A 13,024-nucleotide genomic window follows, 5' to 3' on the forward strand; every position below is an offset into this window, starting at 1 on the left:
ATGATTGATTTTATTGCGCATAATCTGCCGCTGGTGATGTTCTCCAGCGTAATGCTGATGCTGCTGCTGGGTTATCCGGTCGCCTTCACGCTTGCCGCCGGCGGCCTCATCTACTTTGTCGTAGGCGTCGAACTCTCGCATATTTCCCCGGAAATCCGGCTTTTCTGGCCGCTCCTACAGAGCCACCCGGAACGCATCTACGGGATCATGTACAACGATACCCTGCTGGCGATCCCCTTCTTCACCTTCATGGGCATCATTCTCGAGCGGTCCCGCATGGCGGAAGACTTGCTGGACACCGTCGGCCAGCTTTTCGGCCCGATCCGGGGCGGCCTCGCCTATGCGGTCATCCTGGTGGGCGCGCTGCTGGGCGCCACCACAGGCGTCGTGGCCGCCTCCGTCATGGCGATGGGATTGATTTCCCTGCCTATCATGCTGCGTTACGGCTACAATCGTCCGTTTGTGTCCGGCACGATTGCGGCATCGGGAACGCTAGCCCAGATCGTGCCGCCGTCCCTGGTGCTGATCGTCATGGCCGACCAGCTCGGCCGTTCGGTCGGCGACATGTATGTCGGCGCTCTCTATCCGGCGATGCTGATCGTCGCGAGCTACTGCGTCTACGTCTTCGTCGTCTCCATGGTGAAGCCGGAATGGGCGCCCGCCCTTCCGCTCGAGGCCCGCACTCTGGGCAACGGCGTGACCTCTCTCCTAGTCATGATCGCGATATCGGTAGGCCTCTATTACCTCGGGCTCCACGTCCTGTTCACGGGCGTTCAAAGTCCGGAATGGCGTCTGGTAGCCGCGCTGGCATTCGCGGTTATCGTCGCTTACGTCGTGGCCCTGACAAACAGCCGGGTGGAAAAGAAGATCATCTCCCGGCTGGCCGAGCAGGTGATCATTGTTCTCATCCCTCCGCTTGCACTGATATTCCTGGTGCTCGGAACCATCTTTCTCGGCATCGCAACACCCACCGAAGGCGGCGCGATGGGGGCGACGGGCGCTCTGCTCCTCGCTCTTGCGAAGGGACGGCTGACCTTTTCGTCGATCAAGAGCGCGCTTGATGCCACCACGAAGCTTTCCGCCTTCGTCATGATGATCCTGATCGGGGCCCGCGTTTTCGGCCTGACCTTCTACGGCATCAACGGCAACGTCTGGATCGAGGAACTGCTGCTGGCTCTGCCGGGCGGCGAATACGGCTTCCTCATCGTGGTGACGATCATCGTCTTCATCCTCGGCTGCTTCCTCGATTTCTTCGAAATCGCTTTCATCATGGTTCCGCTGCTTGCCCCGGTCGCGGACAAGCTCGGGATCGACCTCGTCTGGTTCGGCATCATTCTCGGCATCAACCTTCAGACCTCCTTCCTGACGCCGCCGTTCGGCTTCTCGCTCTTCTTCCTGCGCTCCATCGCGCCGGCAGGGGCTTGGGTCGACAAGGTAACGGGCAGGTCCATGGCCGGTGTCAGGACGACCGAAATCTATAAGGGCGTCTTCCCCTATATCGTCATCCAGTTCCTGATGATCCTGGTCGTCATCGCCTTTCCGGGCCTTGTAATGGTCTATAAGACCGACCACCAGGGGGTGAATCCGGACGACATCAAGATCGAGATCCCCGGCTTTGGCGGCAACCAGGGCGGTACCAGTCCCCCGCCACTCGGTCTGCCGCCCCTCGGCAATCCCGGCAGCAGTGGAAGCTCGCCCCCATCCATGGGCCTCCCTCCGCTGGACTTCGGAGGCTCGTCTCAGACGGCGCCTTCGGGCAGCGCGCCGGCGGCCCCTTCGCTGGGTCTCCCGCCGCTTGATCTTGGTGGGCAGCAGCCCCAGGCCCCCGCTGGCGGACAGCCCGCGCAACCGGCGCCGCCGGCTGCCAATCCGCCCCCGGCCGGAGCGCCCGACCTCAGTCAGCCGCCCAAGATCAATCCGTAAGGGTGGCTTCTCTTGTCACTGGGCTGACGGGAGGTTATATTTCGGAGTGGAGGGCAGAGTTGGCGCTCTGCCCTCCCTTTGTTGCTAGGCTAAGAACTGAAATCGGACGGAGATTGACCAGCTCGTCCGATTTTTCCTAACCAACAATGTAATGATCAGTGGTTTTCGCCACATCGCACTACCTCCGGTTCGAGGGCAAGGCTTTTGCCTAAGTCGGTGAAGCCCGTCTTCACCGATGCCCCGGCTGGCCACGGAACGTGCTGCTTTAGCCCCCAAACATCGCGATCATAGGGGAACAGGTGTAGTTGTCGAGGGGACACAACCTGCCGCGTCCGACGGAATCCTTGCAAAGAAAAACCCCGGACCTTGTGGATCCGGGGTCTGTTGAAGCCACGCCTCAATGCGGGTGATCAGAGCTTGCCGTTACGCTGCTGGATCATCATGAACGTGTCGAAGGTATACTCCGACAGCTGCATCCAGAGATAACCTTCCTTCTTGAAGGCCACCTGGTCGTCGTAGATCTTCTTGAAGTCGGCGTTCTTGGACGAGACGTCCTTGTAGACTTCCTGAGAAGCGTTGTAGCAGGCCTCGAGGATTTCCTGGCTGAACGGACGCAGGGTCGTGCCCTGCGAAACGATCTGCTTGATCGCTGTCGGGTTCTTGGCGTCGTATTTCGCCATCATGCTGGTATTGGCAAACGCGCAGGCATCGGTCAGCGCCGCCTGATAGGCCTTCGGCAGCGAGTTCCACTTGTCGAGGTTCATGAAGGCGTGAATGACCGGACCGCCTTCCCAGAAGGCCGGATAATAATAGAATTTTGCGACTTTGTAGAAGCCGAGCTTGTGGTCGTCATAAGGACCGACCCATTCGGCCGCGTCGATCGTGCCCTTTTCGAGCGCCGGATAGATGTCGCCGCCGGCGATCTGCTGAGGCACGACGCCGAGCTTCTCGACAACCCGGCCTGCCAGGCCGGCGATGCGCATCTTGACGCCCTTGAAGTCGTCGACGGTGTTGATTTCCTTGCGGAACCAGCCGCCCATCTGGGCGCCGGTATTGCCGGCGATCATGCCGTAGAGGCCATGCTTGGCATAGAACTCGTTGAGCAGCTTGTTGCCGTTGCCTTCATAGAACCAGGAGTTCGTCAGGCGGGCATTGAGGCCGAACGGAATTGCGGTGCCGATCGCGAAGGTCGGATCCTTGCCCACGTAATAATAGGAGCAGGTGTGGCACATCTCGACCGTTCCGGCGCTGACGGCATCGGCGGCCTGCAGGCCGGGCACGATTTCGCCTGCGGCAAAAGGCTGAATGGTGAAATTACCGTCTGTTGCGGCGGCGACATGCTTGGCGATGTCTTCCGCGCCGCCATAGATGGTGTCGAGCGACTTCGGAAACGAAGACGTCAGACGCCAGGTGATCTTCGGGTTCGTTTGCGCGATGGCCGGAGCGGCAAGCACCGTTGCGGCGGCGGCGCCGGCACCCGTCACAGCTGCTTTTTTGAAGAATGAACGACGATCCATTAAATACCTCCCATAGAGACAAACCGCAGGGTTTCCGTTCCCACTCCCCCGGTCCTGGATCGAAGTAAACATGTTGGCCAGTGGGTTGCAAGCGCCGCCGCGGATATTCCTTAACGCCGATAGTCTTTCGTTCTTAGACTTTCGTCGTGTTCTGCTCAAACGAGATTCATAAAAGATTTCAATGGCGCAATGCTTATTCTTTGTGCAAGGCAAATGCGTGTGGCGGAGCCGGAACTTGACTTGCGGCACCTTCCGGCGTCACATCGACGAAAAGCAGTTCGCATGCCCTCCGGAGATACCGATGCCGAAACCGATCGTCGCATTGCCTGCCGATATCCGTGAACTGGAGGGAGCGGTCTGGCATGCAACGCCCAACCAATATGTCCAGGCAGCGCTCAAGGTCGCGGAGGTGATGAGCTTCATCATTCCGGCCTTCGAGGAAGGCAACGATACAGACGCGATCCTCGACCGGGTCGACGGCGTACTGGTCTCAGGCTCCGCCACAAACGTCCATCCCTCGCTCTACGGAAAAGAAGCCGCCGAAAGCGACGGGCCATTCGATCCGGCCCGTGACGCCACGTCGCTTCCGCTAATCCGGCGGGCGATCGACCGGGGCATTCCATTGCTGGCCATCTGCCGCGGCATCCAGGAACTGAACGTTGCGCTTGGCGGCACGCTTGCCAGCGAAATCCACGAAACCCCCGGCATCTGGGACCATCGCAAGCCGCCGGTGACCGAACGGGACGGCATGTATGCGATCCGCCAGCCGGTTTTCGTCCAGGACGGCTCCTGCATCGCCCGCTATCTCGGTCTGTCGGGTGCCGTGCAGGTGAACTCGCTGCACCGGCAGGCGATTGCCGAAACCGCTCCGCGGCTGAAGGTGGAGGCGACCGCCGAAGACGGCACGATCGAGGCCGTTTCGGTGATCGACGCCAAGAACTTTGCCGTCGGCGTACAGTGGCATCCGGAATATTGGGCTGAAACCGACGCACCGTCGCGCGCCCTCTTCCATGCCTTCGGCGAGGCGGTGCGCGCCTATGCGGCCCGCAAAACCCTGGCCGACGTGGCCGCCTGAACCGTCAACAACGGCGCTTGTGACGTAAAGCGCCCCGCCTCAATGCGTCCGCGGCTTGTAGATGCCCGTCGACTGGCGAATGCGCATTTCCGGCTTGATGAGGTGAAGGCCGTCCGGCTCGTGGCTGCCAGCCAGCCGGTCGAGCAGCGCCCGCGCCGCAAGCCGGCCGACATCGGCCTGGCCGTTCGAGACCGTCGTCAGAGCCGGCGTCGCGATCGAGGCCTCCTCCAGATCGTCGTAGCCGGTGACGGAAATATCCTGGCCGGGCACAAAGCCTGCGCGGGCGATGCCGTTCATCAGGCCGATTGCGACGAGATCGTTCCAGCACACCGCAGCCGTCGGCTTCTGCGGCAGCGACAGGAAATTGACAGCCGCCTCGAACCCGCCCTGCTTGGAGCGGGGGCCCGGAATGCGCAGGTTCGGATCGACCTCGATTTCCGCCTTTCGCAAGGCATTGACATAACCCTGATAGCGGTCGCGGCCGGTCGAGGTCTGATCCGTGCCGCCGATCATGGCGATGACGCGGTGGCCGAGCCCGATCAGGTGATTGGTGGCAAGCGAGATGCCGTAGCTGTCGTCGCCGCGATAGGTCGGAAGGTCCACGCCCTCCATCGAGCGGGCAACGAGGATGGCCGGCATGCCGTTCTGCTCGCAGAGCTTCACGTCCTCCACCGGCGTGCCGATCGCCGGAGACATGATCACTCCGTCGCCGCCGAGCTGCAGCAGGGTTTCGATGAAAGTCCGCTGCTTTTCGACCGAATCATAATGGTTCGAGAGGATGAAGGTATGGCGGCTGCGGTCCAGTTCGCTTTCGATCGCCTTCAGGATTTCCCCGTAGAACGGGTTCATGATGTCGTGCACGACGACGCCGATGATGCCCGAACGCGAGGTGCGGAGGCTGGCGGCGCGGCGGTTGTAGATATAGCCCAGCGCCCGGGCCTGTTCCTTGATCTTCTCGCGGGTATCGGCCGCAACGAGCGGACTGTCGCGAAGCGCAAGAGAAATGGTGGCAGTGGAAAGACCGAGACTCTCGGCAATCGTCGACAACTTGACTTTCTGCGCCATGTCCCCCCGCCCGCGCCGGCCGGCATCGCCTCCCGATGCTCGAATTAAAGTTTAAATAAACAATTTAATCCGCAGCGACAAGAGGAGGAGTGCTTACTCGTCGGAAAGCGCCGGCTGGAGATTGTGTTCGACGGCGCGCAACAGCTTGAGAAGCGTGCGGACCTCCTTGTCGGACAGGCCGCCCGCCGCGAGCGACCCGCAATCGGCGACCGAGTGGCCGATCTGATCGACCGTCTGCCGGCCGGTTTCTGTCAGGTGGACCTTGGTGAGGCGGCCGTCGGTCTCGTCCGGACGGCGTTCCACAAACCCCTGCGCCTCCATGCGGCCGATCGTGCGGGTGATGGTCGGCGCCTTGACGCCGAGCCTGACTGCGAGCTGGCCGGGCGTCAGCCCGTCTTCTTCCGCCAATGCCATGACGACGCCGTCCTGTCCGGCATAAAGGCCGGTTTCCAGGAGGTTGCGCCCCAGCACGATGCGCATGGCGCGGGCGACCTGCGTGATGGCCGGAGCAAGCTCGGCCGCACAAAGACTGCCTGCGTCCTTTTTCTTGCCCGACTTGGCCTTCTTGTCACCCTTCTTCTTGCTCATCGGATCCGCCCGCTTTGTCCTTTCGGATTTATCTTTATATCGGTATCGCGCTATCCATACCGAAACGGAGAGTTGACCGCCAGATGCCGCACCCGCTGCCGCACTATCATGACAATGATCCGACGCTTGCGTCCACAGAAAGGCGTGACTGGATTGCCGTCCTGCCGCTTGGCGCGCACGAACAGCACGGACCGCACCTGCCCTTCGAAACCGATACCCTGATCGCCGAGGGGCTGGTTGCCCGGTTGATCCCTGCCCTGCCCGCCGGCCTGCCGGTGACCTTCCTGCCTGCAGAACCGATCGGTTATTCGGTTGAGCACATGGATGTGGCCGGCACAAAGACCCTTGGTTTCGACGAAGCCGTGAACCGGTGGCTCGGCATAACCGAGGCACTGCATGAAAAGGGCATCCGCAAGCTGGTGCTCCTCAACGCCCATGGCGGCAATTCGCCATTGCTGACCATCGTCGCCACCGAAGCGCGGATACGGTTCGACATGCTGGCGGTGGCGACGAGCTGGACGCGCTTCGGCCAACCCGAGGGATGGATCTCGCCGGAGGAAACGTCGCTCGATATCCACGGCGGCGATATCGAAACCTCGATCATGCTGGCGCTTTATCCGGACCGGGTGAACATGGCGAAGGCCGAAAACTTCGGTTCCCGCCAGTCGGACTATGCGCGGAAATTCCGGCACCTGCGCGCCTACGGGCCGCATGCCTTCGGCTGGAAGATGTCCGACCTCAACCCCAAGGGCGTCGCCGGCAATGCCGCCGCCGCGACCGCCGAAAGAGGCGAGCAGCTCATCGCCCATGCGGTGAAAGGCATCATTGAGTTGCTGGAGGACGTGACGCGGTTCGATCTGGAGATATTGAAGTAGCGGAAAGCTACACAGTCTGGCACAATGGGCTACACAGAGGGATGCATCGATGACGTTGAATATCCGGAATGAAGAGGCAGATGTGCTGGCACGAGAATTGGCACGCATCGACGGCACCACGATCACCGATGCGGTTATTTCCGCTCTGAAGGAAACCATCGACAAGCGCATCCGGCAGGAAACACCCCGTGAAACGGCGCGACGAATCCTGACAAAGCGCGGTCTCTCCTTCAAACCAGACCGTCGGCCACTGTCCTCCGACGCCTATCATGATCTGGATCATGATATCGGTAGTGCCTGATGTTCGTCGATGCCTGTGCGATCGTCTCCATGATGGCTGGCGAAGACACCGCCGAAGCCTATGAAACAGCTCTTTTAAGGGATGACGCTCCCTTCACCTCACCGCTGGCGGCGTGGGAAGCCATCATCGTCCTGTCGCGGCCGGACCAGCTCGATTGCCTTTACGGCGAAGCGGAAGGCGCGGTTGTAGAGTGGCTGGACGCCCGTGGTATAGATATTCGTGAAAGCGGATCACCCCGCGAACTCCTGCACTACGCCGTTGCCGTTGCGGAGAGACACGGCATCGGCCGCCGTTATCTCAGTAATTTCGACTGTTTCCACTACGCATACGCCCGGGTAATGGAGCAGCCGCTCCTGACACTCGACCAGCTTTTGAAGGATACAGACGCCGATACGCTGCCCTGAGGACAACGTGATCTTATAACATTCAAAACCCTTTGAACTCGTCCCGGCTTGCCCTTATATGAGGCGGACCAATACCGCGCCTGCGGGCGTATATAACCCATCGAGGTTTCCATGACCGACACAGCCACCCAGAAGCCTGTTCCCGTTACCGTGCTCACCGGTTATCTCGGCGCGGGCAAGACGACGCTTTTGAACCGCATCCTGTCCGAAAGCCACGGCAAGAAATATGCGGTCATCGTCAACGAATTCGGCGAGATCGGCATCGACAACGACCTGATCGTCGAGTCGGACGAAGAGATCTACGAAATGAACAACGGCTGCGTCTGCTGCACGGTGCGCGGTGATCTGATCCGCGTCGTCGAAGGACTGATGCGCCGCCCCGGCCGCTTCGACGGCATCATCGTCGAGACCACCGGCCTTGCCGATCCGGTGCCGGTCGCACAGACCTTCTTCATGGATGACGACGTGCGCGCCAAGACCGAGCTCGATGCGGTCGTCGCCCTGGTCGACGCCAAGCACCTGCCGCTGCGGCTCAAGGATTCCCGCGAGGCAGAAGATCAGATTGCGTTTGCAGACGTCGTCGTCATCAACAAGACCGACCTTGTGACACCGGAAGAGCTGGCCGTCATCGAAGACGTGGTGCGCGCCATCAACCCGACCGCCCGCGTCTACAAGACGAGCCGCTCCGGCGTCGATCTTGCCCGCGTGCTCGACCAGGGCGCCTTCAACCTGGAACGTGCGCTCGAAAACGATCCGCATTTCCTGGAGCACGGCCACGACGACCATGTCTGCGGTCCGGACTGCGATCACGATCATGGGCATGACCATCACCACCACGCGCACGACCATCATGACCATGATCATCATCACCATGACCATGACCACGACCATGATCACCACCACCATCACCACGGCGAGATGTCGCCGATCCATGACGTGACCGTGAAGTCGATCTCGCTGCGCGGCGGCGAGATGAACCCGGAACGGTTCTTCCCCTGGATCCAGAAGATCACCCAGACCGACGGCCCGAACATCCTGCGCCTGAAGGGCATCATCGCGTTCAAGGGCGACGAGGAACGCTACGTCGTGCAGGGGGTCCACATGATCGTCGAGGGCGACCACCAGCGTCCCTGGAAGGATGGCGAGAAGCGCGAATCCCGCCTCGTCTTCATCGGCCGGGATCTCGATGTCGACAAGATCGAGAAGAGCTTCAGGGCTTGCGAGGCCGTTGCTGCGTAATGCCGACAGTCGCACCGCTTGATCTCGAAGGCCATGTCGTCGCCGCGCATTTCCTCGGCGACGTTCCATTCTTCGCCACAGCCGCCGGCACAATCCACAGGCTCGACGGCGGCGAGAAAGTCGCCGAAGCCCATCAGGGCCTGCTCACCTGCATCCGCGACCCGTTCAGCACGACCTTGCTGACCGGGGGCGAGGACGGCAAGGTCTGCCGCATCGCCGGCGACGGCACAGCGACGGTCGTCGCCGAGGCGCCGCGCAAATGGATCAGCGTCGTTGCCGGCGGACCGCAGAACGCAGTTGCCTATGCACATGGCAAATCGAGCTTCGTGAAGCAGAACGATGGCACGCTGAAGGAATTCACCGAAGAGCGCAGCGTCGAGGCGCTCGCCTTCGCCACCAAGGGACTGCGCATCGCCGCCGCCCGCTATAATGGCGTCACGCTGCACTGGGTGGCAACGTCCGGCGATCCGGTCGACCTGGAATGGAAAGGCGCGCATACCGGCGTCACCTTCTCTCCCGACGGCCGTTTCCTCGTCACCACCATGCAGGAAAACGCCCTGCACGGCTGGAAGCTCGACGGCAAGCCGGGAGAGAACCGGCATATGCGGATGACCGGCTATCCCGCCAAGGTGAAATCGCTTTCGTGGTCGCCGAAAGGCAAGTGGCTCGCCTCGTCCGGCGCGCCGGCTGCGATCGTCTGGCCGTTCTCCTCGAAGGACGGGCCGATGGGCAAGGCGCCGCTCGAACTCGGCACTCGCGCAAACATCATGGTGACGCAGGTAGCTTTCCATCCTGCTGAGGAAGTGCTGGCGATCGGTTTCGTCGACGGGATGATCCTGGGGGTCAGGATCGCTGATTCGAAGGAAGCGCTGTTGCGCCGTCCCGGCAAAGGCGCCATCACCGGCATGGGCTGGAGCGCCAACGGCAAGCTTCTCGCGTTCTCGTCGGAAGCGGGCGATTGCGGCGTGATCGACATTTCAGCTTAAACAACACGGAAACCCGCGGCGGAGGAACCTCCGCCACGGCCTGATCCAAATGGGATATGGGCAGGCAGTGAATGTGGGGTGGTGTGCGTGTCAGGCTTTTCCGCCTGCCCGACCGTTCCGGCTTTTCCCGAAGAGCGGTTCCGGAGGGTCCAAATTCCGAAACATCTTCCGGGGGCTGGCGCCCTGACGGCGTTTCCCCTGCCTTTACGACCATCACCGGACGCCGGATTGCTTCCGTGACAGACCGGTTCGCGAACCCGGCTCCCTGTCCGATGACGCCGACAGAGTAGCGTCCTTGTTTGGACCGTGGATGAGGCGGGGAGGAATCACGCAGAGGGACATTGAATTCGCATGGCTATTTTTGGCATACTGCCGCAGAACGTCCCCGCTCACGCTTGCCGCACGACGCCGATGATCTCGGCGAGCATGTCATGCAAGTCGTCGCGATAGCCGCTGCGGGCAGACGGTCCGGTGTCTGCGGAGGTCATGACGACGGTCAGACCGAGCGATGGGACGACATAAACCATCTGGCCGCCATATCCCCAACCGAACTTGACCTCCTCGCCGCCGATCGTCCGGAGGAACCAGCCGTAACCGTAACCGTCGCCGGAAAAGCGGGAATTGGTGCGGGGCGTCCAGGACTGATCGATCCAGCCCTTCGAAACGATCTGCCTTCCATCCTTTGTCTTCCCTCCGTTCCGGTAGAGTTCTCCGAAAGCAAGTAGGGAACGGGCGGTCATGGCCATCTGGTTGCCGCCGAGATAGATGCCCTGCGGATCGCGCTCCCAGGAACCGATGCGAAAGCCGTCCACCGGCGCCAGCCACTCGCGTGCCAGCGCAAGCGTCGGCTTTCTGCCGACCCGCGTGAGGATCGCAGACAGCAGATGCGTCGAGGCCGTCGAATACAGCATCGATCCGCCAGGTTCTCCGTCGAACGGTTCGGAGAGCGCAAAGCGCACCCAGTTGCGGCTGGCGATCCAGCGTCCGTAGTTCGGCCCGGACATTCGACTGAGCCCCGCCTGCATGGACAGCAGATTGCCGATGGTGATGTCGTGGATGCGCGGATCGGGATTGGCCGGCAGGTCAGCCTTCAGGATCGGCGCGATCTTCTGGGCCGGCCCTTCCAGGAGCCGCTTGTCGATCGCGATGCCGACGAGGCAGGAAACGACCGATTTCGAAGCCGACTTGATGTTGGTCGAGGCATCGAGAGAATGGCCGTTGAACGCCCGCTCGGCGAGCATCGCTCCATTCCGGGAGACGAGCACGACCTTCAGCGGTTCTAGTTCCGCCGCCCCTTCGAAGACCGTGTTCAAGGTGACCGGGGGCTGAGGCACCGGCAGTTGCGACGCAGTCTGGGCAAAGCCGCGGGCAGCGGAAAGCGCGAAAGGGACGGATATCAAGGCGGCGCGACGTGTGAACATGCCGCAAACTAGAGCAGTATCCTTCGCGGGAATATGGCCGAACGGCGAGATTCACACGGAGGTGATCATGTGTGAGAGCTTGCCGCCTCCGCTGGTGCCAAATTGAGAGTTCTCAAGCTAGACGCCTTCGTCGGGGATGTTGAGAAGGTGGCCGCAGGCCTTGCAGTGTACGGCGTCGGTATCGTGCCGCTGCAGTCCGCATTGAGGACAGGGAAATTGCACCTTGTACGGCCGCACCACCGCTTGGGCGAGCCTGACGAAAAGGGAGATGCCGATGATCATGGTGATGACGGATGTCAGCTTGCCGGCGGTGCCGGGCAGCGTGATATCGCCGAAGCCCGTGGTGGTGATGGTCGCCACGGTGAAATAGAGGGCATCGACGAAACCCTCGCCGCCCTCCTCCCGGTAGAAGAAGGTGGTATAGACAAAGCCCGTGACCATAAACAGGAAGACGAGGAAATTGAGCGCGGCGCGGACCACGTCCTGAAGATGCCCCCAGCCGGCCCAGCGCAGGCCTTCGCGCAGGAGCGGGCTTTTGCCGATCGCCCACAGGCGCATTACTCTGAGGAAGGCGAAGTTGAACAGGGTCTCGGGAAACAGCAGCGTCGCGAGGATGACCGCGTCGATCCACGTCATCGGTCTTCTGAAAAATGTCCGGAAGGACGGGGCAGCAAGGGCCCGCGCCACAAGCTCGGCGGCGATCCATACCGCTATCGCATAATCGATGATCAGGTAGGAAGCCCCGGTCCTCAGATAGGGTCCGAGAAGAAAAAAGGCGAGGATGCTGAGATCGATGAATGCCAGGAGCGCCTGCCAGCGCAGAGCCCAGTAATCTCGGCCCCGCTCCAGGCGCTGCAGTCCAAGCCTCAGCGAGCTGAAATTTGGGAAGGTGGTTTCTGGCTGAGGGGTCGGTGTATCCATGAGCGGGAAATAGGCCTGCCCCTTTGCCAATCAAGCGGCTTTAAGCGCTGGTGCGACCAAGGCGGTCGGTCGTCATCATCACTGTGGAGTCCGCGCGGGAAGCGGTGTATTGACGTCCAGAAACCCGGTCGTGACGACCGAACCAACCCCGCGACGTCTCATGAGAGCCGACATCACCATGCCCAAGGCCCCCAAAACCGAACATTCCGAACTTGCCGGCGAATTTACCGAGGACGGCATCACCGTGCTTGTCGACATCTTCCGCCCCGCAGGCGGCAAAGGCGACTGGATCCTCGAGGTGATCACCGAAGAGGAAGACGTAACCTCGTGGGACGAGCCTTTCGCCACGGACCGCGAGGCTTTCGATGAATTCCTCGCAACGGTGGAGCGCGACGGTATCCGGTCCTTCTTCGACGAAACCGCGACCGATCCGTCGGTGCATTGATGAAAAAGGTCGAAGACCTGACCAACTCGGCCAAGGCGGTTCATGATCGCTACGCCGCCGGCCGGATGGAGCGGGAGATCGTTCGTCAATGGGTGCTGGGGTTGGGCGGCTATCCGGAGCCGCACGGAAAAAGGGTCCAGGAGGCATCCGCTTGGTTCAAGCCTCTTCGCGACGGCATGGATCCCGTCGAGTTGAAGATCGCCGATCTGGCCAGGCTGGAGGCAATCTACCGGGGTTGAGGCAATGCGAAATCCGTCGCATCTT

Annotated in this window: 14 protein-coding genes; 9 read left to right on the plus strand and 5 right to left on the minus strand. The window is 61.4% G+C overall.

Annotated features, from left to right (window positions below; translation table 11 throughout):
• The gene (locus C5L12_RS21965) at nt 1–1,923 is read left to right on the plus strand and encodes a TRAP transporter large permease (protein WP_105374200.1); all 1,923 of its coding nucleotides are present in this window, start codon (nt 1–3) and stop codon (nt 1,921–1,923) included.
• A gap of 410 nt (nt 1,924–2,333) precedes the next feature.
• Here C5L12_RS21965 and C5L12_RS21970 read toward each other — a convergent pair whose 3' ends face one another.
• Nucleotides 2,334–3,440 carry a TRAP transporter substrate-binding protein gene (locus tag C5L12_RS21970; RefSeq protein WP_105374201.1) on the minus strand — a complete coding sequence of 369 codons (1,107 nt, stop codon included), beginning with the start codon at nt 3,438–3,440 and terminating at the stop codon, nt 2,334–2,336.
• A gap of 301 nt (nt 3,441–3,741) precedes the next feature.
• Here C5L12_RS21970 and C5L12_RS21975 point away from each other — a divergent pair, with 301 nt between their 5' ends.
• Nucleotides 3,742–4,515 carry a gamma-glutamyl-gamma-aminobutyrate hydrolase family protein gene (locus C5L12_RS21975; RefSeq protein ID WP_105374202.1) on the plus strand — a complete coding sequence of 258 codons (774 nt, stop codon included), beginning with the start codon at nt 3,742–3,744 and terminating at the stop codon, nt 4,513–4,515.
• A 39-nt stretch (nt 4,516–4,554) separates the two neighbouring features.
• On the opposite strand, the gene C5L12_RS21980 is transcribed toward C5L12_RS21975, so the two are convergent.
• A complete protein-coding gene (locus C5L12_RS21980) occupies nt 4,555–5,580 on the minus strand; it encodes a LacI family DNA-binding transcriptional regulator (RefSeq protein WP_105374203.1) in 1,026 nt (341 codons plus the stop codon).
• Between the two features lie 93 nt (nt 5,581–5,673).
• Nucleotides 5,674–6,168 carry a MarR family winged helix-turn-helix transcriptional regulator gene (locus tag C5L12_RS21985; protein ID WP_105374204.1) on the minus strand — a complete coding sequence of 165 codons (495 nt, stop codon included), beginning with the start codon at nt 6,166–6,168 and terminating at the stop codon, nt 5,674–5,676.
• Nucleotides 6,169–6,251: 83 nt separating this feature from the next.
• Here C5L12_RS21985 and C5L12_RS21990 point away from each other — a divergent pair, with 83 nt between their 5' ends.
• From C5L12_RS21990 to C5L12_RS22010, 5 genes are all read left to right on the plus strand, one after another.
• Nucleotides 6,252–7,043, plus strand: coding sequence for a creatininase family protein (locus tag C5L12_RS21990; protein ID WP_105374205.1), 792 nt, complete (start codon nt 6,252–6,254; stop codon nt 7,041–7,043).
• Between the two features lie 49 nt (nt 7,044–7,092).
• Nucleotides 7,093–7,344, plus strand: a complete 252-nt coding sequence (locus tag C5L12_RS21995) for a type II toxin-antitoxin system VapB family antitoxin (RefSeq protein ID WP_105374206.1) — start codon at nt 7,093–7,095, stop codon at nt 7,342–7,344.
• The gene (locus C5L12_RS22000; protein WP_105374207.1) at nt 7,344–7,748 is read left to right on the plus strand and encodes a type II toxin-antitoxin system VapC family toxin; all 405 of its coding nucleotides are present in this window, start codon (nt 7,344–7,346) and stop codon (nt 7,746–7,748) included. Before C5L12_RS21995 ends, C5L12_RS22000 begins: the two co-directional genes overlap by 1 nt.
• 111 nt (nt 7,749–7,859) lie before the next feature.
• Nucleotides 7,860–8,987, plus strand: coding sequence for a CobW family GTP-binding protein (locus C5L12_RS22005; RefSeq protein ID WP_105374208.1), 1,128 nt, complete (start codon nt 7,860–7,862; stop codon nt 8,985–8,987).
• Entirely contained in the window at nt 8,987–9,973 is a 987-nt protein-coding gene (locus C5L12_RS22010; RefSeq protein ID WP_105374209.1) for a WD40 repeat domain-containing protein, read from the plus strand. Before C5L12_RS22005 ends, C5L12_RS22010 begins: the two co-directional genes overlap by 1 nt.
• Nucleotides 9,974–10,362: 389 nt before the next feature.
• Here the strand turns inward: C5L12_RS22010 and C5L12_RS22015 are convergent, their stop codons facing one another.
• Nucleotides 10,363–11,394 carry a serine hydrolase domain-containing protein gene (locus C5L12_RS22015; protein WP_105374210.1) on the minus strand — a complete coding sequence of 344 codons (1,032 nt, stop codon included), beginning with the start codon at nt 11,392–11,394 and terminating at the stop codon, nt 10,363–10,365.
• Nucleotides 11,395–11,511: 117 nt separating this feature from the next.
• On the minus strand, nt 11,512–12,315 hold the full coding sequence (locus tag C5L12_RS22020) for a potassium channel family protein (protein ID WP_105374211.1): 804 nt from the start codon (nt 12,313–12,315) through the stop codon (nt 11,512–11,514).
• 178 nt (nt 12,316–12,493) lie between these two features.
• On the opposite strand from C5L12_RS22020, the gene C5L12_RS22025 reads away from it, so the two are divergent.
• On the plus strand, nt 12,494–12,760 hold the full coding sequence (locus C5L12_RS22025; protein ID WP_105374244.1) for a hypothetical protein: 267 nt from the start codon (nt 12,494–12,496) through the stop codon (nt 12,758–12,760).
• On the plus strand, nt 12,760–12,999 hold the full coding sequence (locus tag C5L12_RS22030) for a hypothetical protein (RefSeq protein WP_105374212.1): 240 nt from the start codon (nt 12,760–12,762) through the stop codon (nt 12,997–12,999). Before C5L12_RS22025 ends, C5L12_RS22030 begins: the two co-directional genes overlap by 1 nt.
• Nucleotides 13,000–13,024 lie beyond the last annotated feature (25 nt).

The organism is Neorhizobium huautlense, from assembly GCF_002968575.1.
GTDB classification, from domain to species: domain Bacteria; phylum Pseudomonadota; class Alphaproteobacteria; order Rhizobiales; family Rhizobiaceae; genus Neorhizobium; species Neorhizobium huautlense.

What these genes read in the sequence shown, in the direction of transcription:
- C5L12_RS22025 (WP_105374244.1), top strand. Translation starts at nt 12,494, where the DNA reads ATGCCCAAGGCCCCCAAAACCGAACATTCCGAACTTGCCGGCGAATTT.
- C5L12_RS22005 (WP_105374208.1), top strand. Translation starts at nt 7,860, where the DNA reads ATGACCGACACAGCCACCCAGAAGCCTGTTCCCGTTACCGTGCTCACC.
- C5L12_RS22000 (WP_105374207.1), top strand. Translation starts at nt 7,344, where the DNA reads ATGTTCGTCGATGCCTGTGCGATCGTCTCCATGATGGCTGGCGAAGAC.
- C5L12_RS22010 (WP_105374209.1), top strand. Translation starts at nt 8,987, where the DNA reads ATGCCGACAGTCGCACCGCTTGATCTCGAAGGCCATGTCGTCGCCGCG.
- C5L12_RS21995 (WP_105374206.1), top strand. Translation starts at nt 7,093, where the DNA reads ATGACGTTGAATATCCGGAATGAAGAGGCAGATGTGCTGGCACGAGAA.
- C5L12_RS22015 (WP_105374210.1), bottom strand. Translation starts at nt 11,394, where the DNA reads ATGTTCACACGTCGCGCCGCCTTGATATCCGTCCCTTTCGCGCTTTCC.
- C5L12_RS21975 (WP_105374202.1), top strand. Translation starts at nt 3,742, where the DNA reads ATGCCGAAACCGATCGTCGCATTGCCTGCCGATATCCGTGAACTGGAG.
- C5L12_RS22020 (WP_105374211.1), bottom strand. Translation starts at nt 12,315, where the DNA reads ATGGATACACCGACCCCTCAGCCAGAAACCACCTTCCCAAATTTCAGC.
- C5L12_RS21990 (WP_105374205.1), top strand. Translation starts at nt 6,252, where the DNA reads ATGCCGCACCCGCTGCCGCACTATCATGACAATGATCCGACGCTTGCG.
- C5L12_RS22030 (WP_105374212.1), top strand. Translation starts at nt 12,760, where the DNA reads ATGAAAAAGGTCGAAGACCTGACCAACTCGGCCAAGGCGGTTCATGAT.
- C5L12_RS21980 (WP_105374203.1), bottom strand. Translation starts at nt 5,580, where the DNA reads ATGGCGCAGAAAGTCAAGTTGTCGACGATTGCCGAGAGTCTCGGTCTT.
- C5L12_RS21985 (WP_105374204.1), bottom strand. Translation starts at nt 6,168, where the DNA reads ATGAGCAAGAAGAAGGGTGACAAGAAGGCCAAGTCGGGCAAGAAAAAG.
- C5L12_RS21965 (WP_105374200.1), top strand. Translation starts at nt 1, where the DNA reads ATGATTGATTTTATTGCGCATAATCTGCCGCTGGTGATGTTCTCCAGC.
- C5L12_RS21970 (WP_105374201.1), bottom strand. Translation starts at nt 3,440, where the DNA reads ATGGATCGTCGTTCATTCTTCAAAAAAGCAGCTGTGACGGGTGCCGGC.